21 protein-coding genes, 1 pseudogene and 2 CRISPR repeat arrays are annotated in these 24,061 nt (G+C 40.5%); of the genes and pseudogenes, 20 read left to right on the top strand and 2 right to left on the bottom strand.

The window, feature by feature from the left end; genetic code table 11:
* Positions 1-2: 2 nt before the first annotated feature.
* The 7 genes from DWW77_RS14135 (at position 3) to csn2 (ending at position 9,610) form a co-directional block, all read left to right on the top strand.
* Positions 3-491 (top strand): MogA/MoaB family molybdenum cofactor biosynthesis protein, encoded by a 489-nt coding sequence (locus DWW77_RS14135; protein ID WP_015526380.1) that lies wholly within the window; start codon positions 3-5, stop codon positions 489-491.
* 374 nt (positions 492-865) lie between these two features.
* On the top strand, positions 866-2,074 hold the full coding sequence (locus tag DWW77_RS18570; RefSeq protein WP_118608949.1) for a TatD family hydrolase: 1,209 nt from the start codon (positions 866-868) through the stop codon (positions 2,072-2,074).
* Between the two features lie 147 nt (positions 2,075-2,221).
* Positions 2,222-2,585: a CRISPR direct-repeat array (repeat unit 36 nt; unit sequence GTTTGAGAATGATGTAAAAACGTATAGTATTCAAAC).
* Positions 2,586-3,078: 493 nt separating this feature from the next.
* Entirely contained in the window at positions 3,079-3,342 is a 264-nt protein-coding gene (locus DWW77_RS14145) for a helix-turn-helix domain-containing protein (RefSeq protein WP_118608950.1), read from the top strand.
* A 395-nt stretch (positions 3,343-3,737) separates the two neighbouring features.
* Entirely contained in the window at positions 3,738-7,763 is a 4,026-nt protein-coding gene (gene cas9 / locus DWW77_RS14150) for a type II CRISPR RNA-guided endonuclease Cas9 (protein WP_118608951.1), read from the top strand.
* A complete protein-coding gene (gene cas1, locus DWW77_RS14155) occupies positions 7,760-8,632 on the top strand; it encodes a type II CRISPR-associated endonuclease Cas1 (protein WP_118608952.1) in 873 nt (290 codons plus the stop codon). The genes cas9 and cas1 overlap by 4 nt, the downstream gene beginning before the upstream one ends.
* A gap of 4 nt (positions 8,633-8,636) precedes the next feature.
* Positions 8,637-8,942 (top strand): CRISPR-associated endonuclease Cas2, encoded by a 306-nt coding sequence (gene cas2, locus DWW77_RS14160; RefSeq protein WP_118608953.1) that lies wholly within the window; start codon positions 8,637-8,639, stop codon positions 8,940-8,942.
* Positions 8,939-9,610, top strand: a complete 672-nt coding sequence (gene csn2 / locus DWW77_RS14165) for a type II-A CRISPR-associated protein Csn2 (protein WP_118608954.1) — start codon at positions 8,939-8,941, stop codon at positions 9,608-9,610. The genes cas2 and csn2 overlap by 4 nt, the downstream gene beginning before the upstream one ends.
* A 61-nt stretch (positions 9,611-9,671) precedes the next feature.
* A CRISPR array of direct repeats spans positions 9,672-10,103; the repeat unit is 36 nt; unit sequence GTTTGAGAATGATGTAAAAACGTATAGTATTCAAAC.
* Positions 10,104-10,244: 141 nt separating this feature from the next.
* Here the strand turns inward: csn2 and DWW77_RS14170 are convergent.
* Positions 10,245-11,333, bottom strand: coding sequence for a pyridoxal phosphate-dependent aminotransferase (locus DWW77_RS14170; RefSeq protein WP_118608955.1), 1,089 nt, complete (start codon positions 11,331-11,333; stop codon positions 10,245-10,247).
* A gap of 286 nt (positions 11,334-11,619) precedes the next feature.
* Between DWW77_RS14170 and DWW77_RS14175 the strand changes: the two genes are divergently transcribed.
* The 9 genes and pseudogenes from DWW77_RS14175 to DWW77_RS14215 all read left to right on the top strand — a co-directional run bounded on the left by DWW77_RS14175 (position 11,620) and on the right by DWW77_RS14215 (position 18,838).
* Positions 11,620-12,564, top strand: a complete 945-nt coding sequence (locus DWW77_RS14175; RefSeq protein WP_114002714.1) for a ketopantoate reductase family protein — start codon at positions 11,620-11,622, stop codon at positions 12,562-12,564.
* A 116-nt stretch (positions 12,565-12,680) separates the two neighbouring features.
* Complete coding sequence (locus DWW77_RS14180; protein ID WP_118608956.1) at positions 12,681-13,247, top strand: LemA family protein; 567 nt, start codon at positions 12,681-12,683, stop codon at positions 13,245-13,247.
* A gap of 56 nt (positions 13,248-13,303) precedes the next feature.
* Positions 13,304-14,245, top strand: a complete 942-nt coding sequence (locus tag DWW77_RS14185; RefSeq protein ID WP_173775537.1) for a TPM domain-containing protein — start codon at positions 13,304-13,306, stop codon at positions 14,243-14,245.
* 274 nt (positions 14,246-14,519) lie between these two features.
* Positions 14,520-15,194 carry a TMEM165/GDT1 family protein gene (locus DWW77_RS14190; protein ID WP_118608958.1) on the top strand — a complete coding sequence of 225 codons (675 nt, stop codon included), beginning with the start codon at positions 14,520-14,522 and terminating at the stop codon, positions 15,192-15,194.
* An 89-nt stretch (positions 15,195-15,283) separates the two neighbouring features.
* Positions 15,284-15,412, top strand: a pseudogene (locus DWW77_RS14195) (sporulation transcriptional regulator SpoIIID); the annotation flags it as partial.
* A gap of 52 nt (positions 15,413-15,464) precedes the next feature.
* A complete protein-coding gene (locus DWW77_RS14200) occupies positions 15,465-15,842 on the top strand; it encodes a TnpV protein (RefSeq protein WP_015541713.1) in 378 nt (125 codons plus the stop codon).
* A gap of 130 nt (positions 15,843-15,972) precedes the next feature.
* Positions 15,973-16,341, top strand: a complete 369-nt coding sequence (locus tag DWW77_RS14205) for a BlaI/MecI/CopY family transcriptional regulator (protein WP_008707144.1) — start codon at positions 15,973-15,975, stop codon at positions 16,339-16,341.
* 25 nt (positions 16,342-16,366) lie between these two features.
* Complete coding sequence (locus DWW77_RS14210; RefSeq protein WP_118137637.1) at positions 16,367-18,376, top strand: M56 family metallopeptidase; 2,010 nt, start codon at positions 16,367-16,369, stop codon at positions 18,374-18,376.
* Between the two features lie 30 nt (positions 18,377-18,406).
* Positions 18,407-18,838 (top strand): winged helix-turn-helix domain-containing protein, encoded by a 432-nt coding sequence (locus tag DWW77_RS14215; protein WP_022388636.1) that lies wholly within the window; start codon positions 18,407-18,409, stop codon positions 18,836-18,838.
* A gap of 30 nt (positions 18,839-18,868) precedes the next feature.
* On the opposite strand, the gene DWW77_RS14220 is transcribed toward DWW77_RS14215, so the two are convergent.
* On the bottom strand, positions 18,869-19,912 hold the full coding sequence (locus DWW77_RS14220; protein ID WP_022388635.1) for a DUF6076 domain-containing protein: 1,044 nt from the start codon (positions 19,910-19,912) through the stop codon (positions 18,869-18,871).
* A 316-nt stretch (positions 19,913-20,228) separates the two neighbouring features.
* On the opposite strand from DWW77_RS14220, the gene DWW77_RS14225 reads away from it, so the two are divergent.
* The 4 genes from DWW77_RS14225 (at position 20,229) to DWW77_RS14240 (ending at position 23,859) form a co-directional block, all read left to right on the top strand.
* The gene (locus tag DWW77_RS14225; protein WP_008707138.1) at positions 20,229-20,453 is read left to right on the top strand and encodes a helix-turn-helix domain-containing protein; all 225 of its coding nucleotides are present in this window, start codon (positions 20,229-20,231) and stop codon (positions 20,451-20,453) included.
* A gap of 180 nt (positions 20,454-20,633) precedes the next feature.
* Positions 20,634-21,875, top strand: coding sequence for a plasmid recombination protein (locus tag DWW77_RS14230; RefSeq protein ID WP_118608960.1), 1,242 nt, complete (start codon positions 20,634-20,636; stop codon positions 21,873-21,875).
* 21 nt (positions 21,876-21,896) lie between these two features.
* Positions 21,897-22,601 carry a CHC2 zinc finger domain-containing protein gene (locus DWW77_RS14235; protein ID WP_008707134.1) on the top strand — a complete coding sequence of 235 codons (705 nt, stop codon included), beginning with the start codon at positions 21,897-21,899 and terminating at the stop codon, positions 22,599-22,601.
* Positions 22,510-23,859, top strand: a complete 1,350-nt coding sequence (locus tag DWW77_RS14240; protein ID WP_008707132.1) for a virulence-associated E family protein — start codon at positions 22,510-22,512, stop codon at positions 23,857-23,859. Before DWW77_RS14235 ends, DWW77_RS14240 begins: the two co-directional genes overlap by 92 nt.
* Positions 23,860-24,061 lie beyond the last annotated feature (202 nt).

Raw genomic sequence — 24,061 nt, forward strand, 5'->3', positions numbered from 1 at the left:
TGATGAAGAGAGTTGCTGTGATCACTTCTAGTGATAAGGGGTACAGAGGAGAGCGGGAGGATCTTAGTGGTCCTGCTGTGAAGGAGATTATGGAGGCGGCCGGGTATGAGGTTGTTTCTGTGGATGTTTTGCCGGATGACCGTGGGATGCTTGGGAGCCGGATGGCTGAGATCGCAGATCTGGGGCTTGCGGAGCTGATCCTGACTACGGGTGGTACCGGGTTTTCTCAGAGGGATGTGACACCGGAGGCTACAGAGGATGTGATCGAGCGGCGTGTGCCGGGGATTCCGGAGGCGATGCGGGCGTTTAGTCTGACGATCACGAAGCGGGCGATGCTGAGCCGGGCTACGGCCGGGATCCGGAAGGGGACGTTGATCGTTAACCTGCCGGGGAGTCCTAAGGCTGTCAGGGAGTGCCTGGAGGTTATTATTGAGGCGTTGGGGCATGGGATTGAGATTTTGACCGGCGATGCTGGAGAATGCGGACGGTAGTGTGTGGTGTATACTTAGACTAACGAACGGACGCCCAACGGAGGCAGGGCCAGTACGGTGACACGCTGCGCGGCCTGTTCGGCTGCGTCGCTGGTTTGCTGCCATTCGCGCCAACTCGCCTGTGGCTCAAACAGGGCGCTCGGTGGCAGCAGCTATACTCGCCTCTCGACGGCCGCTCCGCTAACGTCACCGCACTGGCCCTGCCTCCGTTGGGCTGGTTGTTGAATGTGGTAGGTTTTATGATTAAAATTCATCTCCAGCGATTCATAATTCCTGAGGCTTGAGAGTTACATGTGGTAGGTTTTGGAAATCAATATTGCTGGTGTGATATAGGAATAAATTTGGTAATGATGTGTGATTAATAGGAGTTTGCTATGGGAAAAGTACTTGCGGTTTGTATCAGTGAGAAGAAAGGAACACAGAAGAAGAATGTTGGGTCTGCGGTTTTTGTGGAGGACTGGGGGCTTGAGGGGGATGCTCATGCCGGAAAGTGGCACCGGCAGGTGAGTCTTCTTTCCGGTGAAAAGATCGATGCGTTTCGTGCGAAGGGCGCAGAGGTCGAGGATGGTGCTTTTGGTGAGAATCTGGTTGTGGAAGGGATTGATTTTGCAAAGCTTCCGGTTGGCACCAGATTTCGCTGTGGTGAGGTTGTGCTGGAGCTGACTCAGATCGGAAAAGAGTGCCACAATGGCTGTGCTATTTTTCAGAAGATGGGTGAGTGCATCATGCCCCGGGAAGGTGTGTTTACAAGAGTGCTGAAAGGTGGAAAAGTTTCCGTCGGTGACGAGATGACTGTGGATAAAGCTATGATTTTTGATACTCATGCACATTATGATGATGAGGCTTTTGATGAGGATCGTTTTGCCATGCTGGATAGTATGCAGGAGAGCGGGATCGGGCATATTGTGGATGTATGTGCTTCTGTGGGACATTTTGACCGGGTTTATGATCTGGTTGAGAAGTATCCTTTTGTTTATGGCGCAGTGGGTGTTCATCCGGATGATGCGGATAAGGTGGATGCAGCTGTGCTGGATGAGATCCGCAGATATTGCGACATGAAAAAAACGGTAGCCGTAGGTGAGATCGGCCTGGATTATTACTGGCATAAGGAGAAGGAGGAGCATCTTCTCCAGCAGAAGGTATTCCGCCAGCAGATGGACATCGCCCGTGAGAAAAAGCTCCCATTTATGATCCACAGCCGTGACGCAGCAGAGGATACGCTGAATATTGTGAAAGAATATATGCAGGATGGGATGTATGGCGGAGTTATCCATTGTTTTTCCTATAGTAAGGAGATTGCAAGGGAGTATCTGAATATGGGACTTTATCTTGGAATCGGCGGAGTGGTTACTTTTAAGAATTCTCGGAAGCTGAAGGAAGTGGCAGAGTATGCACCGTTGAATCAGATCCTGCTTGAAACCGACTGCCCCTACATGGCACCTGTGCCGAACCGTGGAAAGAAAAACAGCTCCCTGTATCTGCCGGAGGTTGTGAAGACCATTGCGGAGATTAAGGGAATCAGCTGCGAGGAGGTTGTGGCTGTGACGGAGAGTAATGCGTTGAAGGTGTTGGGGTTGGTTTGAGAATAAAAATATTGAAAATACACAAAGAGACTTCTCAAAAGATAAAAGATATTTTATAATTGATAATATAAATGTGAATTTATTACTTTTCAAGGTTTGAATATCATACGATAAGCGCAGATGAGGCGCTTCATTTTTGAATTTGAGGTTTGAGAATGATGTAAAAACGTATAGTATTCAAACTTGCGTTCGGGAGACCCCTCTTTTTCCTCTGTTTGAGAATGATGTAAAAACGTATAGTATTCAAACGATTTAGTAATGGTACCCAGACATTCCATTGTTTGAGAATGATGTAAAAACGTATAGTATTCAAACAGGCATGGTTGATGTCGGTGCCGGTGTAGTTTGAGAATGATGTAAAAACGTATAGTATTCAAACCAGCCATGAGCAGGAACGATTGATAACAGTGTTTGAGAATGATGTAAAAACGTATAGTATTCAAACGCAACACCTCCGTTGCCAAGCACAGATAGAGTTTGAGAATGATGTAAAAACGTATAGTATTCAAACTAATAGGAGTAGTGTTATGTACATTTTAGGGCAATTATTAGTATATGGATTAATATTATTTGTGATTTATTTAATATTGAGTTAAGGGGAATTAGTTTGAGTATTGATAGATTCGGGATATAAGTTTAGTGTTTTAAATGCAAGAGTAGGATTTGAAAGAAGAGAATGTATAAAATAAAGAAGAAGCCGCTGTATGGCAGATGAAGAGTCATTTGTCATATGGTGGCTTTTTGAATGATCAGAGTTTTGAGGGTTTGTCGAACTAATTGAGGGTCAGTCGAGAGAGATTGGTCCTTTTTGCTTTAATAAGCCTAAAAAAAGTTTGTTTTGACGGCAAAGAAATCAATGATGCATGTTCATATGTGACCGTTTTTATATGAAAATATATGTTACAATAGATGTGTTCTTTTAATTTTGCCAAATAAAAAAGGAGGTGACAAACATGAAACTCAGAGAAAAATTAAAAATAATAGCACAGGAGGAGATTCCATAAATGGAATATTTTGAAATTTTTGGTATCATAGTATATGAAAAGAGAGTTGCAAGGAAAATGAGTCGGAAAGATCTTGCCGTGGCAACGGGATACTCCGAGACGCAGATAGGACGTTTGGAGAGAGGAAAAATAAAGAATCCGGCTTATAAGATGATTGCTGAAATTGAAGATACTTTTCACATAAATATGAATCAAGAAATTGAAAATTTTCAAAGAAATAAAAAGAATAATAAAATGGAAATATTAGAAATTAACAAGAAATGATTTTAAAATAAATAAAAGGTGCGGTGAGTAAAGATCAATAAGGTCTGAAAGCCGCGACGTGAAAATATTGAGACCAAAGGTCAATTTGTTTTTAGAGAAAACTGTACTATATTTGAGAATGATGTTTTTTGATAATTTGATTATCTCTGACAAATCGATTGACAAAATTGAAAGAACCTTGTATAGTATTAATATACTATATGTTTTACGTCATAAGTTCAAATAACGATTTATCGAACACGTCATTGAAGAAATGACCCACAGTGTGTGGAAGCAGAGCTATCGGTTTTCCGGTAGCTCTTTTGTTTTATAAAAATATAAGAAATAAGTGAAAAATATTCAGAATCAATAAAAATATGATACAATTAAACAAAAAACTTAACAAGGAGACAACTATGGAGAAGGATTATTATTTGGGATTAGATATGGGAAGTGCATCTGTTGGTTGGGCAGTTACGGATGATCAATACCATATTTTGCGTGCACATGGAAAAGCTTTGTGGGGAACCAGGCTGTTTGAGTCTGCAAATACAGCTGAAGATCGAAGAATCAATCGTACAGCTCGAAGAAGATTAAAAAGAAGAAATCAGAGAATTGAATGGCTTCAGGAAATTTTTGCAGAAGAAATTGCTGAGAAAGATTCGGGATTTTTCAGACGAATGAAAGAAAGCCGATACTGGGCAGAAGATAAAAGAGATGAAAACGGGAATTGTCCGGAAATGCCGTATTTATTATTTATAGATAAAGAGTTTACGGATAAAGAATATCATGAAAAATTTCCGACAATCTATCATTTGAGAAAATATCTAATGACTACAGAAGAAACACCGGATATTCGACTGGTTTATCTGGCATTTCATCATATGATGAAACATAGAGGACATTTTCTGTTAAATGGGAGTATTGAAGAGATAAGAGAATTCAGAACGACGTTTGATCAGTTTCTTGAAGTGGTAAGAAACGAAGAAATGGGATTTGACGGAGAAATTACGGAAGAAACTTATCATGATATAGAAAAAATATTGAAAAATGTTAACTTAACAAGGTCGGCTAAAAAAACAACACTTATTAAATTGCTTAAGGTTACACGTGTAAAAGAAAAGGAGCTGTTGGCTCTGATATCAGGATGTACCGTAAAGTTAAGCAATATTTTTAACGATAAATCTTTGGATGAAACGGAAAGACCGAAAATCTCCTTTGCGGATGCAGGTTTTGATGATTATGAGGTTGAGTTAAAAAATAATCTGAATGAGAGATATTATATTATTGAAAGCGCAAAAGCTGTATACGACTGGGCAGCACTTGCAGATATTCTGAATAAATATTCTTCTATTTCGGAAGCAAAAGTCGCTTTATATGAAAAACATCATAAAGACTTACAGCATTTAAAAAAAATAGTGAAAGAAGATATTTCAATAGAAGCATACAAAGAGATATTTACAGACACAAGTGGAAAATATAAAAATTATTGTGCGTATATAGGAACTGTAAATATAAACGGAAAAAAGAAGGACTTTGAAGGAAAAAAATGCACGAAGGAAGATTTTTATGCATATCTGAAAAAGAGTGTAATTGAACGTATAAATGATTCTGAGAAAACAGATTGGTTGAAGAAAGAATTAGAAACCGGAAATTTTTTGCCGAAGCAATCAACAGGAGCAAATAGTGTCATTCCTTACCAGATACACTTATATGAGTTGAATGCAATTATAACTAATTTGCAGGAACGGATTCCGTTGTTGAAAAGAGAAGGAGATAAAATTCGCCAGATTTTCACCTTCAGAGTGCCTTATTATGTAGGACCTCTAAATGGAATTTCGATAGATGGAAAAAAGACAAATTGGGTAAAAAGAAAAGAAGGAAAAATTTATCCGTGGAACTTTACTGATATTGTGGATGAGGAGGTCAGTGCGGAAAGATTTATCCGCCGGATGACAAATAAATGCACATATCTTATTCATGAAGATGTGCTTCCGAAGTATTCACTTTTATATAGTAAATTTGAAGTGTTAAATGAGCTTAATAATGTCCGTCTGAATGGCGAATTATTATCAGTAGAATTAAAACAGAAAATATATGAAGAAGTATTTCAGAGATATCGGAAAGTTACTCAAAAAAAGTTTAAGAGATATTTACTGATAGAAGGAAAAATCGATGAAAATACAGTTATCACAGGAATCGATGGAGATTTTAAAGGTTCACTGACTGCTTATCATGACTTTAAAGAAAAACTGACAGATGTGCATTTGAGTGAAAGAGAAAAAGAAGAAATCATTTTAAATGTTACATTGTTTGGTGATGCACGTTCATTGTTAAGAAAACGAATTGGAAAAATATGTCCACAGCTGACAGATAAGCAAAGAGAAAGTTTAAGTAATTTATCATATCGAGGATGGGGAAGGTTATCAAAAAAATTTTTAAATGGAATTGCAATTTCGGTACAAGGAGAGGAAGAGTGGACGATTATAAAAACACTCTGGGGAACTCAGGATAATCTTTCTCAGTTACTGAGCGCTAAATATACATTTAGAAATGAGGTAGAAAAAGAGAATGGACAATTAGACAATAAAGAAATTTCATATGAGACAATAAAAGAATTGAATATTTCTCCGTCTGTAAAACGCCAGGTATGGCAAGCACTGTTGATTGTAAAAGAAATCTGCAAAATACAGAAAACGTTGCCAAAGAGAGTTTTTGTGGAAGTGGCAAGGGAAAAAACGAATAGTGGAAGAACAGAATCCAGAAAAAAGAGACTACTGGATCTTTACAAATACTGTAGTAAATATGAAAAAGAACTGTATGATGAAAATCTGCAGAGTAAACTGGAAAAATGTCAGGAAGCTGATTTAAGAAGTGACAGGTTATTTTTGTATTATACACAAATGGGAAGATGTATGTATACTGGACTGCCGATAGATTTGGATGAATTGTGGAATAATCAAAAATATGATATAGATCATATTTATCCCCAGTCGAAAACTATGGATGATAGTATTGACAATCGTGTGCTTGTAAAAAGAATTCTGAATTTGGAAAAGACGGACGTGTATCCAATTCAGGCTGACATCCGGGAAAAATGTAGGGGATTTTGGAAAGCATTAAAAAATGCCGGATTTATTTCAGAGGAGAAATATAAACGTCTGACACGTGCTACAGAATTTGAGCCAGCAGAGCTGGCAGGCTTTATTTCCAGACAGCTGGTAGAAAACCGACAGACGACAAAGGTTGTAGCCAGTATATTGAAACAGGCTATGCCGGATACAGAAATCGTCTATGTGAAGGCTCGAACAGTTTCTGAATTTCGACATAAATTTAATTTTATTAAGGTAAGAGATATGAATGATCTACATCATGCCAAAGATGCTTATCTTAATATAGTTGTTGGAAATACTTATCTGGTAAAATTTACAAAAAGCCCGGTGAATTTTATTGAAAATCATTCAAACAGAAGCTATAACCTTAAGAAACTGTTTACGTATGGCGAAGTAGAAAGAAATGGAGAAATTGCCTGGATTTCCGGAGAGAATGGTACGATTGGAACTGTCCGGAACATTATGAAAAAGAATAATATTCTGGTTACACGCAGAGTCCATGAGGCTACAGGTGGATTGTTCGATCAGCAGCTCATGAAGAAAGGAAAAGGACAAGTGCCGGTTAAGGGCAGTGATGAGAGACTGTGTGATATTGAGAAATATGGCGGATATAATAAAGAAGCGGGTGCTTACTTTGTATTAGTAGAATCGGATGAAAAGAAAGGAAAGAAAAAGAGAACAATTGAATACGTGCCCATTCGGCTGAAAAAGCAGTTGGAAAATAACAGGGAAGCATTGGAAAATTATCTTCAAGAGCAAAGGAAATTAATTAATCCGATAGTGTTACTTGATAAAATTAAAATAGATTCTTTGTTCCAGGTTGGTGGATTTTTTATGTGGTTATCAGGTAGAACAGGTAATCAGTTACTTTTTAAATGTGCAAATCAATTGATACTTTCAACAGAAGATGAAGCAACTTTAAAGAAAGTAGTTAAATTTGTGAATCGAAGAAAAGAAAATAAAGAAATTAAGATTTACGAATCGGATAAATTGAATGAAGAGATGTTAGGACAATTGTATAATACTTTTTTGTACAAGCTGCAGAATTCAGTTTATGGTAATAGATTAGGAGAGCAGGCAAAAACGTTATCTTCTAAAAAAGAGAAGTTTGATGAACTGCAGATAGAAGAGAAATGTGTTGTACTTTATGAAATTTTACATATGTTTCAGTGTCAAAGTGTAGCGTCAGACTTGAAGCTAATTGAAGGCCCCGGAAAAGCGGGAATTTTAGTATTAAACAGTAATATAACAAAATGTAAAAATGTTTGCGTGATCAATCAGTCACCAACAGGTATTTACGAGAAGGTGATTGATCTGCAGAAATTATGAGTTGGCGGATTGTTGTTATTTCCAAACGTGCAAAACTGGATTATCAGTTAGGATATATGGTAGTACGTAATGAGGAAGTGACAAAAATTTATCTGGGAGAGATATCGACGGTTTTGATTGAATCCACAGCAGTGTCAATTACCACCAGTTTATTGGCCGAACTGACAAAAAAGAAGATTAAGGTGATTTTCTGTGATGAAAAAAGAAATCCGTCTTCAGAACTGATTGGATATTATGGAAGCCATGATACCAGTAATAAAGTTCGTAAGCAGATTCAATGGAATTGTAGTATTAAAGATGCAGTATGGACAGAAATTGTAACAGAAAAAATACGAAAGCAAAAAGAACTGTTGGAATATCTGGGAAAGGAGGAATCGGGAGTACTGCAGTCGTATTTAAATGAGATTTGTTGGAAGGATGAGACGAATAGAGAAGGACATGCAGCAAAAGTATATTTTAATGCACTATTTGGACTTTCATTTACCAGAACAGAAGATAGTTTAGTGAATGCGGCATTAAATTATGGATATAGTATTATTCTATCTGCTTTTACAAGGGAAATTGTTGCAGGAGGCTATATCACACAGTTGGGATTGTTCCATGATAATATGTTTAATCAGTTTAATTTTGCTTCAGATCTGATGGAACCATTTCGCATTTTGGTTGACCGTGAGGTGGTAAATATGTCTATGACGGAATTTGCTCAGGATGAAAAAATGCGCCTTGTGGATATCTTAAATCAGGAAGTTGTGATAGATGGAAAAAAGCAATATGTAAATAATGCGATAAAAATTTACTGTAAAAGCGTGTTTGATGCATTAAATGAGAATGACAGTGCTTTGATCCGATTTTACAAATTTGAGTTATAGATTTATGAGAGTATTGGTATTTTTTGACCTTCCGGTGGTTACGTCAGAACAACGACGGGAATACACTAAATTTCGAAAATTTTTACTTAAAAATGGATTTTTGATGTTACAGGAATCTGTGTATTGCAAAATTGCACTAAATGGGACTGTGGTAAAGAGTATTGTAGACAGCGTTCATAAAAATAGTCCACCGGAAGGTTTGGTTCAATTATTGTCTGTAACAGAGAAGCAGTATTCAAAAATGGATTTGATAGTTGGGGAAGTAAAGTCAGAGGTTTTGGATAGTGATGAAAGGTTGGTGATTTTATGAAACTTGCCTATGTGGATATGGAGAACGTGATAGAATTGGATTATAGAAAAGCAACAGAGTGGATCATTGAATCACCAGCTCTTTTTCAGAAATATGTACATCTTCTGAATTTACAGGCAGAAGGCGAAGAGGGTGGATTCGTTTTATCAGATGATGATATAATTCTTGATATTTCAAAATATGTGGAAATAGTTGTGAGTCCCTTTGCCTTAGACTTTGAAGATCGCAGGATTCAGAAAAAATTGTATTTACAGCTTCAGAAAACAGCATATGGAGAAGAGATGTTCATAGATACGCAGAAGCTGAATGCTGATTTACAAAGTTATATTTTTCGTCTGGAAAGTATTTGTGGGTATGATATTGAAATAGACACAGCTATGGATGTTCAACAGTTGTTTAAGGCATTGGGAGTAAAGATGGAAGGAGGAGAGTATGATTTTTCTGAAAAGCTTGCACAGTATATGAAACTTATGTCAGAGCTAATGGGAAAGAAAGTGCTTGTTTTTATAAATATAAGATCTTATCTTGAAAATGAACAGATTCAGGAATTGATAAAAAATGCTGTATATAATGAAATTTCATTATTATTTATTGAAAATATACAAAGAGACTTTTCAGAAATGAAAAAATATTATATAATTGACAAAGATGGATGTGAAGTCTATTGATTAAAATAGGTTGAATACTATAATGTATGTGCGTGTGAGGCACTTCATTTTTGAATTTGAGGTTTGAGAATGATGTAAAAACGTATAGTATTCAAACGATTGAAACTGCAGTGAAAATCCACACGGTGTTTGAGAATGATGTAAAAACGTATAGTATTCAAACTGGCATCACTGCGGATCCTGCCTTGATTCGTTTGAGAATGATGTAAAAACGTATAGTATTCAAACACCGTCATGTACGGCACACAGGATATCACGGTTTGAGAATGATGTAAAAACGTATAGTATTCAAACAATGTATCAACTACGGTATCCCTCGCATTAGTTTGAGAATGATGTAAAAACGTATAGTATTCAAACTGCAGTAACCAGAATTGTTGAATTGCAGCAGTTTGAGAATGATGTAAAAACGTATAGTATTCAAACGAGGTGTCACGAGTACGAAGCGCGAGTTATCGTTTGAGAATGATGTAAAAACGTATAGTATTCAAACAAAAAAGAGGCCCTGTATGTTGTGAGAATGTGATCCTTACAGAAAAATATGCAGGTAAAAAAATGCCTGACAGAAATGTCTGTCAGGCACCGGAAGCATAAAACAGGGGATCCGGAAATCCAGGATTGTATTGTACAGCTTTTACAGTGATTTCAGCACTTTAACAAGCCGTGAATTATCCTCCGGCATCATAATACAGAATCGTACAAATTCCCCGTCCAGGCACTGGAAGGAAGAACAGTCACGGATCATCATGCCTTGTCTGATGCAGGCTTCAAATACGTCATAGGAGGTCAGTCCGTTTTTCAGGATCCGGAGCAGGATAAAGTTTGCATAGGCGGGATAGATTTTGTAGGTATCTGTATCCTTCAGCTCCCGGATCATCCGGTCGCGTTCGGAAAGGATCAGATTTCTGGTTTCTTTAATATAATCTTCATCCTGCAGCATGATCTCTCCTGCAAAGGCACCAAGGCTGTTAAGTGACCATGGTGTCTGTTTTTCGCGCATTTTTGCAAGAAAGTCCATATTTCCGGTGATGCCGTAGCCCAGGCGCATTCCGGGAGCAGCGAAGAATTTGGATACGCCGCGGAGTACCATGAGATTGGTGAATTCCCGTGTCAGCGGAACTGCGGTGATGGCGTTGATATCCGGGGCAAATTCCACATAAGTTTCGTCGATCATCACGAAGATATTTTTTTCTGCACAGAAACCGATAAGTCTGCGAAGCTCTTCCTGGGTGATGGCAGAGGAGGTCGGATTGTTGGGGTTGCAGAGGATGAGAAAATCATAGTCCTGCTCCAGCTTCCGGCAGAGATCCGGAATGTCCGGCTCGAAATCATTGCTTTCCTGAAGGTGGTAGTATTCCTGGGTACTTCCGGAGAAAGAGAGCTCTCTGGAGTATTCAGAATAGGTAGGTCCAAGGATCAGAGTATGCTTCGGGGCACGCTCCTGGATCAGAAGGGAGATCAGCTCACTGGAGCCGTTTCCCGGAAGGATGAAATCAGCGGGAATATTGCAGTAGCTGGAAATCGTATTCCGAAGGGATGTGTATTCTCTGTCCGGGTAGGAGGAAAGGATATCCACGTGTTCTGCAATGGCTCTGCCGGCTTTTGGGGAAAGTCCCAGAGGATTGACATTTGCACCGAATTTGACGATGTTTTCTTTTTTCAGATTGTAGTAGCTGCAGATCTTTTCTATATCACTTCCGTGAAAAACGGGTTTGGTATCCATTTTTGTCACCTCACATTTTTGTTTTTTTCGTAAAAAATTTATATCCAGTATACACCAGAATCCGGGACAAAAAAAGACGGGATAAAAAGTTTCTGTATTTTTTTCGAATAGGATATTACTGAAAATTGCTTTCTGGAAATGTATGGGAATATTTGATACAATGAGCAGGTAGCGAATGCGGATTGTGAATATCCATGCTGTTTGTCAATGTGGATCGTGAATATCCACATTTTTTCCGGGGAGGGTAAATCCTCAGTGAGAAACAGCAGGAAAGGAAACAGAAAATATGAATACAGAAGAGAAAAAGATCGCAGTGATCGGAATTGGTGGTGTTGGTGGTTACATAGCCGGGCTGCTGGCGAAGGCGTATCCGCATGTGACGATGGTTGCACGTGGCGCCAGGGCAGAGAGCATCCGGAAAAAAGGCCTGGTGCTCCACAGTGATTATAAGGGTGAGATCGTGGCAAAGCCAGAGCGGGTAGTTCCAATTCAGGATATGGGACAGCAGGATTATATTTTTATCTGTGTAAAAAATTATTCTTTGGCTGAGGTGTGCGAAAGTATCCGGGACATGGTCACGGATGACACAGTGATCATTCCTGTGATGAATGGTGTGGATCCGGGAGAAAACATCCGCCGTCTGGTTGGTAAGGGAACGGTTGTGGATTCGCTGATCTATACGGTGGCTTTTGCCAATGAGGATTTTTCCATTTCCCAGCAGGATACGTTTACGTGGCTTTGTATTGGAATAAAAGATGCGGATGAACGGCAGCAGAAGAAAGTTGCAGAAGTGGCAGGGATCCTGAAAGGTGCGGATATTGACTATAAGGATCAGGGGGATATCGAGGTGGAAATCTGGAGAAAGTATATCCTCAACTGTGCCTTTAATGTGATGACTGCTTTTTATGATAATACCATCGGGGAGCTCCGCAGAGATCCGGTGAAAGCGCAGCAGTATGAGAAGCTTGTATGGGAAGCTGCCAGTGTAGGTCAGGCCAAGGGGGTTGCGCTGACGGATGAGCACATCAATGAGGTGATCCATAAATTCCGCCATGTACATGCAGATAATGCAACCAGCTCCCTGCAGAGAGATTTTCGCATCCGGAGAAAACAGACGGAGCTGGAAACCTTCAGCGGCTATATTGTGAAAGAAGCGAAGAGACTCGGTGTTTCCATTCCGCTTTCCGAAAAAATATATCAGGGACTTATAGAAATAGCAGAAAAATTCTGACTGAAAAGGTGAGCTTTTTCTGGTGGAATCCTGTATGCTCTGGTACAATGGGGATATAAAAAATCCTGTATCGCAGGCTGAAAGGTTATCTGTGATATCGGAAGGGAGGAAAAGAGATGAAGAAAGTATTTTTGGCTGTTATTGCAGTGATCGTGGTCCTTGCCGGAGGACTTATGCTCAGTTACAACGGGCTTGCCGGAAATAAAGAAGCTGTGGAAACTGCAGAGGCTGATGTGGATACCATGCTGCAGAGACGTGCAGATCTGATCCCGAATCTCGTCAGCACGGTAAAAAGTTACACGAAGCATGAGACGGGGGTTGTTGACAGGGTTCTGGAGGCGCGGGACCAGCTGATGAATGCAGATACCGTGGAAGAGAAATCTGAGGCAGATCAGCAGATGGACAGTGCACTTTCCGGTCTGAAGGTTGTGGTGGAAAATTATCCGGAACTGAAAAGCAATACTACTTATGTGGGCCTGATGGATGAACTGTCCGGAAGCGAAAACCGGATCTCTGTAGCGAGAAAAGATTATAATGAGGCTGTGAAAGCTTATAACACAAGGCTTGTGAAATTCCCCGGGAATGTATTTGGTTCTATGCTTGGCTTTGAGAAGGCGTCATATTTTGAGGCCGATGATTCAGCAGCAGATACGCTGGATGTAGGGGATATGCTGGCAGAGTGATAAGATCAGACCATTGTTCTGATGAAATGAAAGAACGGATAGAGGGAGAATATCCTATGAAAAAATGGATCGGACGGATGGCTGTGCTACTGGCTTTTGTATTGACGCTGTCCGGAAGTACGCTGGCAGCTTTCGGGAAGATCCCGTCTGCCACAAAAGAATTCTATGTTAATGATTATGCAGGGGTTTTCAGCGATACCTGGAAGGAAGAGCTTTGCAAGGCTGGTGAGCAGCTGTATGAGGATACCACAGCGCAGCTGGTTGTCCTTACCGTGGATACCACCGATGGGGAAGACATCAGTGATTATGCAGTGGAAACCGGCCGCAAATGGGGAATTGGTTCAAAGAAGAAAAATAATGGTGTCCTGATCGTCCTTTCGGTTTCGGACCGTAAAGTCTGGGTATCTGTCGGCTACGGTCTTGAGGGAAAGCTGCCTGATTCAAAGACCGGACGACTTCTGGATGAATATGCAGTTCCTTCCTATAAAGACAATCAGTTTGAAAAAGGTACCGTGGAGCTTTATTATGCACTGCTAAATGAGATCCGTGAGGAATACGGCTTGGAGAAGATAACAGCTCCCAGGTATGAGAAGGTGCAGCAGGATGTGGACGACGATGAGGATGAGGGAACTGTCTGGGAGATCGCACTGGGGCTTGTAATGATCGTTTTGCTCATGGTGGGCGCATATCTGCTGTGCGTGATGCTGCCTGTATTTCTTATCGTAACTATGGTTCTGGTTCTGAAGGGTCTGATAATGAAATTGTCGGGAAAGGATACCGCAGACTACTGGAAAAAGAATTTCAGCCGTATGAGTGTACTGCACCGGCTCTTTAATTCCCTGTTTCCGCTGAGTTGGCTCCTGGGAAGAGGGGGAAAAAGCAGCGGCGGAAGTTCCGGTAATGACGATGACAGGGATGATGATTATGACAGCTACGACAGCGGAAGCTCCGGAGACGGAGGAAGCTTCGGCGGTGGCGGTGCAGGCAGGGATTTCTAGTGGTGTCGGCAGGAATCGCCGGTTCTCTTGTATAGCACAGGCGGAGCTTTCTAATGCTCTTGACAAAATTTCTCAACTTTGCTACAATGACGAAAATTAATTCCGTGAGGGAGTAATTCGCGTGTAGACGTGGTTTGTCAACATACTGGTGCATGCACCTGGCAAATCTTAAAGAATGAGACTCATGTATATTTTATTTCTGTTACAGAGATAGAGTATACGTGGGTCTTTTTTTATGGCTCCAGAGCGGATGAATATGCAAAGGAGAAGAAAAATGCTGTTATTTATGAAAGTGCTTTTTACCCAGTTTATTGCGGAAATGGGTGACAAAACACAGCTGATGCTGGTGGCAATGACTTCCAGGTTCAAGCTGAAGGATATTTTGCTTGGAACCGGTGTTGCTGTCCTGGTGCTCAACGGACTGGCAGTGCTTGCAGGAGGTATTATCAGTACCGTGGTCCCTACCTGGCTGATCCGTCTGATCGCAGGTGCAGCGTTCCTGTTTTTTGCGGTGACAACGCTGAAGGGTGACGATGATGAGGAAGAGAATGTTAAGGATCGTAAGATCAAATTTGCACCGCTGTCTGTATTCTGTACATTTTTTGTTGCGGAGTTGGGGGATAAGACACAGCTTACCGCAATTACATTTGGTGCCAATGAGGGACTGAGTTCAGCGGTTGTGGTATGGCTTGCCTGTTCACTGGGACTTTTTGCAGCGGATGTGATCGGACTTCTGATCGGATATCTTCTGAAAAGCAAGGCACCGGAGGGAATCCTCAATATAGTTGCATTTGTTATTTTTTCCATCTTTGGAATCCTGACGCTGAGACAGGGATTTGGCCTTCTGCTCGGGGCGGGCTCTTCTATGATCCTTCCGCTTACCGTAGCGGTTACGGTTGTGTTTGTGATCGTCTGTCTTGTGCTTTATAAGCAGGCGAAAAAGAATTAAATTATTATAAGGAGCTTTGCATAGAATAGGGCTCATACCTGAAAAAGCCTCCGCATACACTGTAAAAAAGCGTCTTCGGGGGCTTGGCAGTGAAGGATTATATTGAAGAACGTGCAGTTGAGATCGCAGGATATATTGTTGAAACAAAGGCTACGGTGCGGCAGGCAGCTAAGAAATTCGGGATCAGTAAGAGTACGGTACATATAGAAGTAACAAAATAGAACGGTTCGTTTGGGCAATATATTAAACAAAATCAAGGAGGAACGAACCATGAAGGAACTGAAACCAAGAATTACAGAGAATGGCATCGAATATGTGCTTGTCGGGGACTATTACATCCCGGATTTGAAGTTGCCGGAGGAAAACCGACCTATCGGTAAGTACGGACAGATGCATAGGGAGTATCTGAAAGAGCAGTGCTACGGTAGATATTCCAGTTTACTGCTGACCGGAAAACTTTGGAGCTATCTGGAGGATTTGGACGAACAAGCGGAGGAACGGTTTACGTGTATTGTTGATCAGATGAAAGCGGCTGAGGGAGTGACGGAGGAATTGAAGCGGAAAGATGCTATGCTTTGGGTACAACGGTGTAATAATATTAGAAACAGAGCAGAAGAAATTGTACTGAATGAAATGGTTTATATTTAGTATGGAGCAGTCAGCCGAAAGGCTGGCTGTTTTTCTTTTCCTAGCGACAGAAAATGATTGACAATGCTATAAGACTGTGGTAGTCTGAAAACAAGAACAGACTACTGTAGTCTTATAGGAGGCGAAACAAGTGACAGAGGAAAATATCAAACTTTTTGATTCGGAATTAAAGGTAATGGATGTTCTGTGGAAGGATGGTGACGTGCCAGCGAAATATGTTGCAGATACTTTAAACAGAGAAGTCGGCTGGAATAAAAACACAACGTATACATTGATTAAGCGGTGTATCAATAAAGGCGCGATTGAACGAACGGAACCGGGATTTATGTGCCATGCGCTTATAGCAAAAGAACAGGTACAGGATCTGGAAACAGATGAACTTATTGATAAGATATATGATGGATCTGTTGACAAGTTGTTTGCGGCACTTCTTGGCAGAAAAAAACTTTCTATGGAGCAGATTAAGAACCTGAAGCAGATCGTCAGTGAATTGGAATGAGGTGATGTATATGAGCCTGCTGCAAATGAGTTTTCTGGGAACGGTTATTATTTTACTTATTGTGGTATTAAGGGCTGTGCTTATCAACAGATTACCGAAGAAAACATTTTTGATTTTATGGTGGATTGCATTAATACGGTTATTAGTTCCATTTTCCATAAAATCAGTCACAAGTATTTATTCTCTGTTGCAGAGTATTTATTCTGATATAAACCCAGTGAGAACGGCGCAAACGACAACATTTTTACCCATTCATGGGAATATGCCTGAGATAGCAAATGGATTATCAGAGGCTATGGTACAGAGAACAGAATCCATTTCGATTTTGAGTGTAATATGGCTGGCAGGTCTGTTACTTTGTTTTGGATTTTTTGCGGTTTCCTATATAAAATGCTATCGGGAATTTCGATTTTCGCTGCCTGTTGAAAATGATATTTTGGAAGCATGGAAGGAAAAACATCCACTAAAAAGGAGTCTATCCATCCGGCAGACAGAAACCATAGCTGCACCACTTTCTTATGGTGTGATTCGCCCAGTTATTTTAATGCCAAAAAATACAGAATGGAAAAATATTTATCAGCTTCGTTATGTGTTGGAACATGAATATGTGCATATCAGACGGCTTGATATGCTTACAAAGCTGATAATGATTGCTGCAGTATGCATTCATTGGTTTAATCCGCTTGTGTGGGTAATGTATATTCTTTTTAACAGAGATTTGGAATTATCCTGTGACGAAACCGTAGTCCGCAGATTTGGAATGGATATAAAGTCGGTATATGCAACTGCTTTAATATCTATGGAAGAAAAAAAGAGCGGACTGACACCATTATGTAACAGTTTCAGTAAAAATGCGATTGAAGAAAGGATAAGAGCAATTATGAAGATAAAGAAGACATCTAAGTTTGCAGTAATGATAAGTGCAGTATTGGTAATTGGCGTGACAGGTGGATTTGCAACTTCCGCATCATCCTTGGAGAAAAATACAGAGACAGCGCAGGAAAACGGTGAAACAACAGTTGCTTTAAACGAAGTGAATATCCGGGAAGATGAACCACTTTCAAGTTCGGATGTGGAATGGTGGACAGCAGAAGAGTATGCGAAATGGCTGGACGAGGAAAAAGAAGTTCTGCAGTCTATGATTGGTGAAAAAGCTTATACAGGCGGCGACGGATGGTTTGTATGGACACAGGAAAAGGTAGATGAGACGATTGCACTTTATGAGGATAATCTTCAAAAAATAAAAGATGGGATGAAGTTGTCGAAATCATCTGATGATGCAGTGGGAATTACAATGGCATATTCTCCGGAAAATATAGAATATGCGAAGCAGGAAGCAGAAACGGTCACCGAAAATAAAGACAGTAATGAAAATGTATTCAGCGAAGAACAGCTTTCTGAATATGCAAAAGCGGGAATAACTTACCAGAAAGAAACAGGATTTCTGATGTATGATGGAAAGACCATTGGATATTTCCGGGATGAGTTTAAGCCGGGTACTTATACAATAAGTTCCAAACGTGGAGGTACGCTTCGAGTTGAAGTGCAAAGGGAAAACTATGGCACCATCACAGACGTAAAGGCAGAACCGTTATCAGATGATTTTTGGTCAGAACCGGCGGCATTGGTTGAAAGTTCCGGCGGAGAAGCTGTAACTGCAGATGAAATGAAAGGATCTGTTTTTGAAGAAGGAGGAAGTGAGAACATAGCGGCTGATGACATGGGCGAATATAGCAGTGAAGAGGGAAAAGGTCTTAATATTGCTGTTCCACAGGAGTATGCTGATTATGGAGTATCCTGTGATGCTCAAGGAAACTGGGTTTATAATGGTAAGATTATAGCAGATTTATATGATGAGGGAAGGGGAATCTTTTCTAACAGCAACGGCACTATGTACATTGAAGTAACGAGAGACAAAAGTGGAAAGATTAGCAGCTTTCAAAAAGTAAGCAAAAATAGAATGCAGGAATTATTTACTGAATTTAATCCGGAAACGGAAACATTTGCGGAATATAATTCAGAGGCGAAGCATTAAGTTAGTGCTAAATGAAACGAGGATGATTAAGTGGGAAAAATATTGCTGGTATCATTCGAGGGAGATGAGGAAGAGTTGGTAAATTCTGTTATTTCCGTGTTAGATTCCGGCAGAGAAAAATTCCTTTTTCAGGAAATACAACTTCAATCGAAAATAAGGCATAAGGGTATAGCGATTGATTTGAAACGGAGGGAAGTTGTTCGTGATAATAGAAAAATAGAATTAACTTACACTGAGTTTGAAATCCTGCAGTTATTAGCACAAAATCCAGGAAGGGTATTTAGTAAGGAGCAGATTTATGATGTAGTCTGGAAAGAAGCCTATTCTGGCGATTACAATATTGTCATGAGTCATATCAGCCATATTCGTGAGAAGATAGAAGATGATCCGGGCAACCCGGTATATATTCAAACCGTCTGGGGTGTAGGATACAAGTTTAATGAGAGGGCAGGCAGCGAGTAAATTCGCTGCCTTTCCTTTACAGGGATGGATTCAGATTTCGCTGAGTTTCAAGATAATATTGCTCTGCTGATACAGCCAGTCCGTGAATTCCGTTGGCTTGGTTGTTCCTGCCTTTACAGCTTTCTTACGCCGCAGAGCTTCTTTCTTAAAAAGGTCAAACGCAGTTTTCATTTCTTCCAGACGTTCAATCGGAAAATCAGCAGTTTTTTTGGATTTATTGATTTTATTACGCCAATTCTGGCATTCATTTTTATAAAGCAAATCATAGTTATTTTCTCTGGCTCGTTCATCAAATTCCCTTTTATTTTGAAGTGCCTGTGCTTTACGGCACTTATCACTGCATAGTTCATAACGCTGGTTTTTTGCCAGAAAATATTTTCCACAGACTTTGCACTGACGGAAACAAAGGCCCCAGTCATTCAGCCGATTCAAGTAATAAGTGATAAGCGGATAAAAAGAGCTGTAGGCAGCTACGCATTCTGTTCTGCGCCTATTATCCGGAAACCAAAGTTCAAGTCGAGTGATTTCAGCAGGAGTGTTGCGGAAATAAAGACTGCCAGTATGAAAACGTTCTGGTTTTCCGGTATCAGAATTAAAATTCATGACATTTTCTGTTTGGAATGCCTGAGTCAAAATTTGGATTTTTTCTATAAAACGATCACAGGCAGTATTACGGTCACGATATTCCCTTGTAACAAGATATTCATTCCAAATACGGAATGTAGCATACATTCTCACCGGATCACCGGTGAGATATTTTTTTGCCAGAAAATCACCAGCAGTCTGTTCCAGTGCAGGCTGTTTCCAACGGTTAGTGTGCAATGCATCACGTAGGGGAGCAAGTCCATATATATTCCAGTTCTTTTCTTTATCATATTCAAAATCTATCAGAAAACGTCCTAGAGGACGTGTTATATCATATATGACATCGTTATCTTTATTTCCGTCCAGTCGAAAACGGATTTGCTGTTCTGTTCCGATTAAAATTCGCTCCTTCATTTTGCCCCTGTCCAGTGCCAGAACGAAGAGGATGCGGTCATAGCAAGGCTCTTGCCTTATAAATTGATAAGCCATTTCTATTTACTCCTGCTTTATATGGTAATTTTAAAAACTATAATATTAGTTGCATTTATGGTATCGCGGAAATATTGAAAAGTAAAGATAAGATTGATATGATGCGGATGCGTGGTAATTTTGTACTATGCAGTATGTTTTGACAACTTTATAATCGTCTAACCTGAGATAAACCGCCATGACCTTCGATAAAAGAAGCGAGCGCATCCGAATGGATGACGTGTTGTATGCCTTGACAGCAGTATGACTTAGGAAACAGGAAAGATAAAACGGCAACGAGAAGCTAAAAAAAAGAAATCAAAAATGGAGGAACAACATGAGTGAAAATAAGAGATTAAACAATTATGATGAACTGCCTCTTGTACTGGATGTGGCTGATATTCAGCGGATTATGGGGATTTCCAGAGTAACGGCTTATGAACTGGTTCATACACCCGGTTTTCCGGCATTTCGAAGCGGCAGATTAATTAAGGTTAGTAAAATTGCTTTTTTCGAATGGATGGCAAAGGGGAATGGAAGGGTGCCGGAGAATAGTAACTAAATCTGGAGCAGAGCGGAGAGCGAAGTCTTTTGTGCAGGTTAAGGGCGGCAGCCATTGCCCAGTGAGTTGATGCGTGCGTCTACTCGTACTGGGTATTACCTGACGCAAATTCACGCAGGTTTGCAGCTTCGCTGCCTTATTTAATTTGGAAAAACGTGAAAAAGGAGGGCAAGAAAATTATTGAAAGCAACAAGACACAATGGACGCTCCGGAAAAAATGGCACTTACAATCCAAGGCATAATGATCGCCGTTTCAACTTGGAAAACAGTGAACATATTGATGTTGGAAGAGTCAGAGAAAATATTTACTGGGACTGTTACCGTGGCTATACCACAATGCAGAGCAGAGAAGATGATGATTCTCAGGATATCAGTTTTGAGGAAATTGAATGTACTTTTTATCAGGAACATTATGGAAAGTATATAGAAGCGCAGAATGAAAGAAATGCAAGAACCCGTCATACAGAGCGTAACCGATCTGTGGAAGATTTACTAAAGAACAATAAAACCTGTCCAGAGGAAACTATTTTTCAAATAGGAACAGTAGAAGAATCTGTTTCCTATGAAATATTACTTGCGGTCGTACAGGACTTTACAAAGCAGTTCACAAATCGGTTCGGTTCTCATGTCCATATTCTGGACTGGGCACTGCATTTGGACGAAGGAACGCCGCACATTCATGAACGTCATGTTTTTGATTGTGAGAATAAGTACGGGGAAATCTGTCCCCAGCAGGAAAAAGCACTGGAAGAATTAGGGATTGCACTTCCAAAACCGGATAAACCTAAAGGCCGCAATAATAATCGAAAGCAGACTTTTGATGCTATTTGCCGGACAATGCTTTTTGATATAACTCGAAAATACGGGTTGCATCTGGAAGAAGAACCGTCTTATGGAGGGCGAGATTATCTTGAAAAGCAGGATTATATCCTGTTTAAGCAAAAGGAACAGATGAAAAACCAGACAGAAATACTGGATACACTTACTCTGAAAATTGAAGAAGTAGAAGCTTTGATCGATGAAGTTTCAGATATTGCTTACGACAAAGCTGTGGAGGTTGTGACGGATGAGGTCAGAGTGGAAACCCATAAAGAAGACATTCGTCTGGTAGAACAGTCAAAGGCGTGGGTGCTTTCCCCTGAGCGCAAGGCTTCCCAAAAAGAAAGAACTTATGCTGTAAGTCGATTGGACGGAGTAATTACCAAAATTACAAAAGCTATGCAGACAGCAGTTAAAACAATCCAGACCACGCTGATAAAACCGGAAGTCAAAAAGGTGAATACCGAACAGATTAAGAAAAAAGCCAGAAGTTCCATTCTGGATAGGCTGGCAAAAGCAAAAATTACTGCGGAACAGGAGAACCGAGAGCGATGGGAACACGAAGGAAGAACTAAATTGGGAAGGAACGATATGGAGTTGTGATGTAAAGAAAAGAGGAAAAGGATGAATATATTTGAAGCAGTTAAACAGTCTGTGACTACCCGGCAGGCTGCAGAAAGCTATGGAATACGGGTAAACAAGAATGGAATGGCGGTCTGTCCATTTCACCGTGACAAGAATCCAAGCATGAAAGTGGACAGGCGTTTTCATTGTTTCGGATGTCAGGCAGATGGGGATGTGATTGATTTTACGGCACACTTGTACAATTTAAAACCAAAAGAGGCGGCAGAGAAATTGGCAAGAGATTTTTCTATACATTATGAGAACATGGGGCACAGCCCGCCACAGAGAAAACAAATCAAACGACAGCTAACACAGGAACAGAGGTATCTGCAGGCAGAAAATAGATATTTCCGTGCACTGGCAGATTACCTGCATTTGTTGAAACAGTGGAAAGAAGAGTGTGCTCCGAAACAGGTGGAAGATGTCTGGCATCCGCTGTTTATGGAGGCATTGGAAAAAATATCAGAAACAGAGTACCTGTTGGATACATTATTATCAGGCACATTAGAAGAACGAGTTGCCGTAGTGGTGGCTCATGGGAAGGAGGTGACAGCGATTGAACAGAGAATTTCAGACTTTATCACCACAGACACGACAGGAATTGTGCGAAGTAATGGATATAATGGAAACGGAGTTGACAGTAGAGGAAATCAGAGAACAACTGGAAATGACACAGAAGGGTGCTGTGAAAAACAATCGGCATAACTGTAAGCTAATTTTAGAACATGATCCTCTGTTAAAAGATGTATTCCGGCACAATATTTTGACTGAGCAGACAGACATTGTAAAACCCGTGTGGTGGGAACGGATAAGCCCGGCATTCACAGATATGGATTTGAACTATATTATGCTTTATTTGGAAGAGACTTACGGTTTGACGATGGATAAGATTGTGCAGAAAAGTATTGTCCATCAGGCAGATCGGAACAAATATCACCCTGTCCGGGATTATTTGAACAGTCTGCAATGGGATGGGCAGGAACGTATCCGCTATGTGCTGCATCATTTTCTTGGTGCACCTGTGGATGAGTTGACCTATGAAAGTATGAAAATGTTTTTGCTGGGAGCTATTGCCCGTGCGTTCCGCCCCGGAATTAAGTTTGAATATATGCTCTGTCTGGTCGGGGGTCAGGGCGTGGGAAAATCTACATTTTTTCGTTTCATGGCAGTAAAGGATGACTGGTTCACTGATGACATCGGCAAACTGGATTCGGAAAAAGTTTATTGTCAGCTTCGTGGTCATTGGATGATTGAAATGTCTGAAATGGTCGCAACGGCACGCTCTAAGAGTATTGAGGAAACAAAGAGCTTTCTGAGCAGGCAGAAAGAGACTTATCGGGATTCTTATGCAGTATATGCTCTTGATCGTCCGAGGCAATGTGTATTTGGAGGAACATCCAATATTAAGCGATTCCTGCCGTTTGACCGTACCGGAAATCGAAGATTCGTTCCGGTTCAGACGAACCGGGCAGAGATGGAGGTTCATATCCTCGAAAATGAGAAGGAATCCAGACAGTATATTGATCAGGTGTGGGCGGAAGCAATGATGTTGTACCGTAATGGAAATTTTAAACTGGCGTTTTCAAAGGAAACAGAAACACAGCTTGATAAACTGCGGCAGGAGTTCATGGCGGATGATACGGAAGCCGGAATGATACAGGCATGGCTGGATGAACATGAAGACAGAAAAGTCTGTTCATTGATGCTTTTTAAAGAGGCACTGGACAATCCTTATGTAAAGCCGAAGAAGGCGGAGACAGACCGCATCTGTGAAATCATGAATACAAGCATTGTGGGTTGGAAACAGGGGACGATGACAAGATTCAAGGATTACGGTACACAGCGTTCGTGGGTATGTGTAAACGAAAACTGTAAACGAGACGCAAAAGACTTAAAAAATGAAAATGACTGGCATCCGATTACTGAGAAGGAAGCCCGGCAGGTGGAGTTACCTTTCCAGTAAAATGCCAGTCAGGTTTACGGTAGTTGGCGTGTTGTTTACACTTTTTTCTATGGATATTGCTTTGACTTGTAGAATTTGTAAACAGTAAACAGATATATAAGAGTAATTTGGTATTGAGGAAAGAAAACTGAAAAAACAAAAAGAATTAGATTTTTTGGAGTTTGTTTACAGCGGTGGTTTACAACAGGGATGCCCCTTTGAC

It is taken from the genome of Ruminococcus sp. AF17-12 (genome assembly GCF_003479245.1).
GTDB classification, from domain to species: domain Bacteria; phylum Bacillota; class Clostridia; order Lachnospirales; family Lachnospiraceae; genus Blautia_A; species Blautia_A fusiformis.

Coding starts and splice junctions, on each gene's coding strand:
- DWW77_RS14135 (WP_015526380.1), top strand. CDS start 3: ATGAAGAGAGTTGCTGTGATCACTTCTAGTGATAAGGGGTACAGAGGA.
- DWW77_RS18570 (WP_118608949.1), top strand. CDS start 866: ATGGGAAAAGTACTTGCGGTTTGTATCAGTGAGAAGAAAGGAACACAG.
- DWW77_RS14145 (WP_118608950.1), top strand. CDS start 3,079: ATGGAATATTTTGAAATTTTTGGTATCATAGTATATGAAAAGAGAGTT.
- cas9 (WP_118608951.1), top strand. CDS start 3,738: ATGGAGAAGGATTATTATTTGGGATTAGATATGGGAAGTGCATCTGTT.
- cas1 (WP_118608952.1), top strand. CDS start 7,760: ATGAGTTGGCGGATTGTTGTTATTTCCAAACGTGCAAAACTGGATTAT.
- cas2 (WP_118608953.1), top strand. CDS start 8,637: ATGAGAGTATTGGTATTTTTTGACCTTCCGGTGGTTACGTCAGAACAA.
- csn2 (WP_118608954.1), top strand. CDS start 8,939: ATGAAACTTGCCTATGTGGATATGGAGAACGTGATAGAATTGGATTAT.
- DWW77_RS14170 (WP_118608955.1), bottom strand. CDS start 11,333: ATGGATACCAAACCCGTTTTTCACGGAAGTGATATAGAAAAGATCTGC.
- DWW77_RS14175 (WP_114002714.1), top strand. CDS start 11,620: ATGAATACAGAAGAGAAAAAGATCGCAGTGATCGGAATTGGTGGTGTT.
- DWW77_RS14180 (WP_118608956.1), top strand. CDS start 12,681: ATGAAGAAAGTATTTTTGGCTGTTATTGCAGTGATCGTGGTCCTTGCC.
- DWW77_RS14185 (WP_173775537.1), top strand. CDS start 13,304: ATGAAAAAATGGATCGGACGGATGGCTGTGCTACTGGCTTTTGTATTG.
- DWW77_RS14190 (WP_118608958.1), top strand. CDS start 14,520: ATGCTGTTATTTATGAAAGTGCTTTTTACCCAGTTTATTGCGGAAATG.
- DWW77_RS14200 (WP_015541713.1), top strand. CDS start 15,465: ATGAAGGAACTGAAACCAAGAATTACAGAGAATGGCATCGAATATGTG.
- DWW77_RS14210 (WP_118137637.1), top strand. CDS start 16,367: ATGAGTTTTCTGGGAACGGTTATTATTTTACTTATTGTGGTATTAAGG.
- DWW77_RS14220 (WP_022388635.1), bottom strand. CDS start 19,912: ATGGCTTATCAATTTATAAGGCAAGAGCCTTGCTATGACCGCATCCTC.
- DWW77_RS14225 (WP_008707138.1), top strand. CDS start 20,229: ATGAGTGAAAATAAGAGATTAAACAATTATGATGAACTGCCTCTTGTA.
- DWW77_RS14235 (WP_008707134.1), top strand. CDS start 21,897: ATGAATATATTTGAAGCAGTTAAACAGTCTGTGACTACCCGGCAGGCT.
- DWW77_RS14240 (WP_008707132.1), top strand. CDS start 22,510: ATGGATATAATGGAAACGGAGTTGACAGTAGAGGAAATCAGAGAACAA.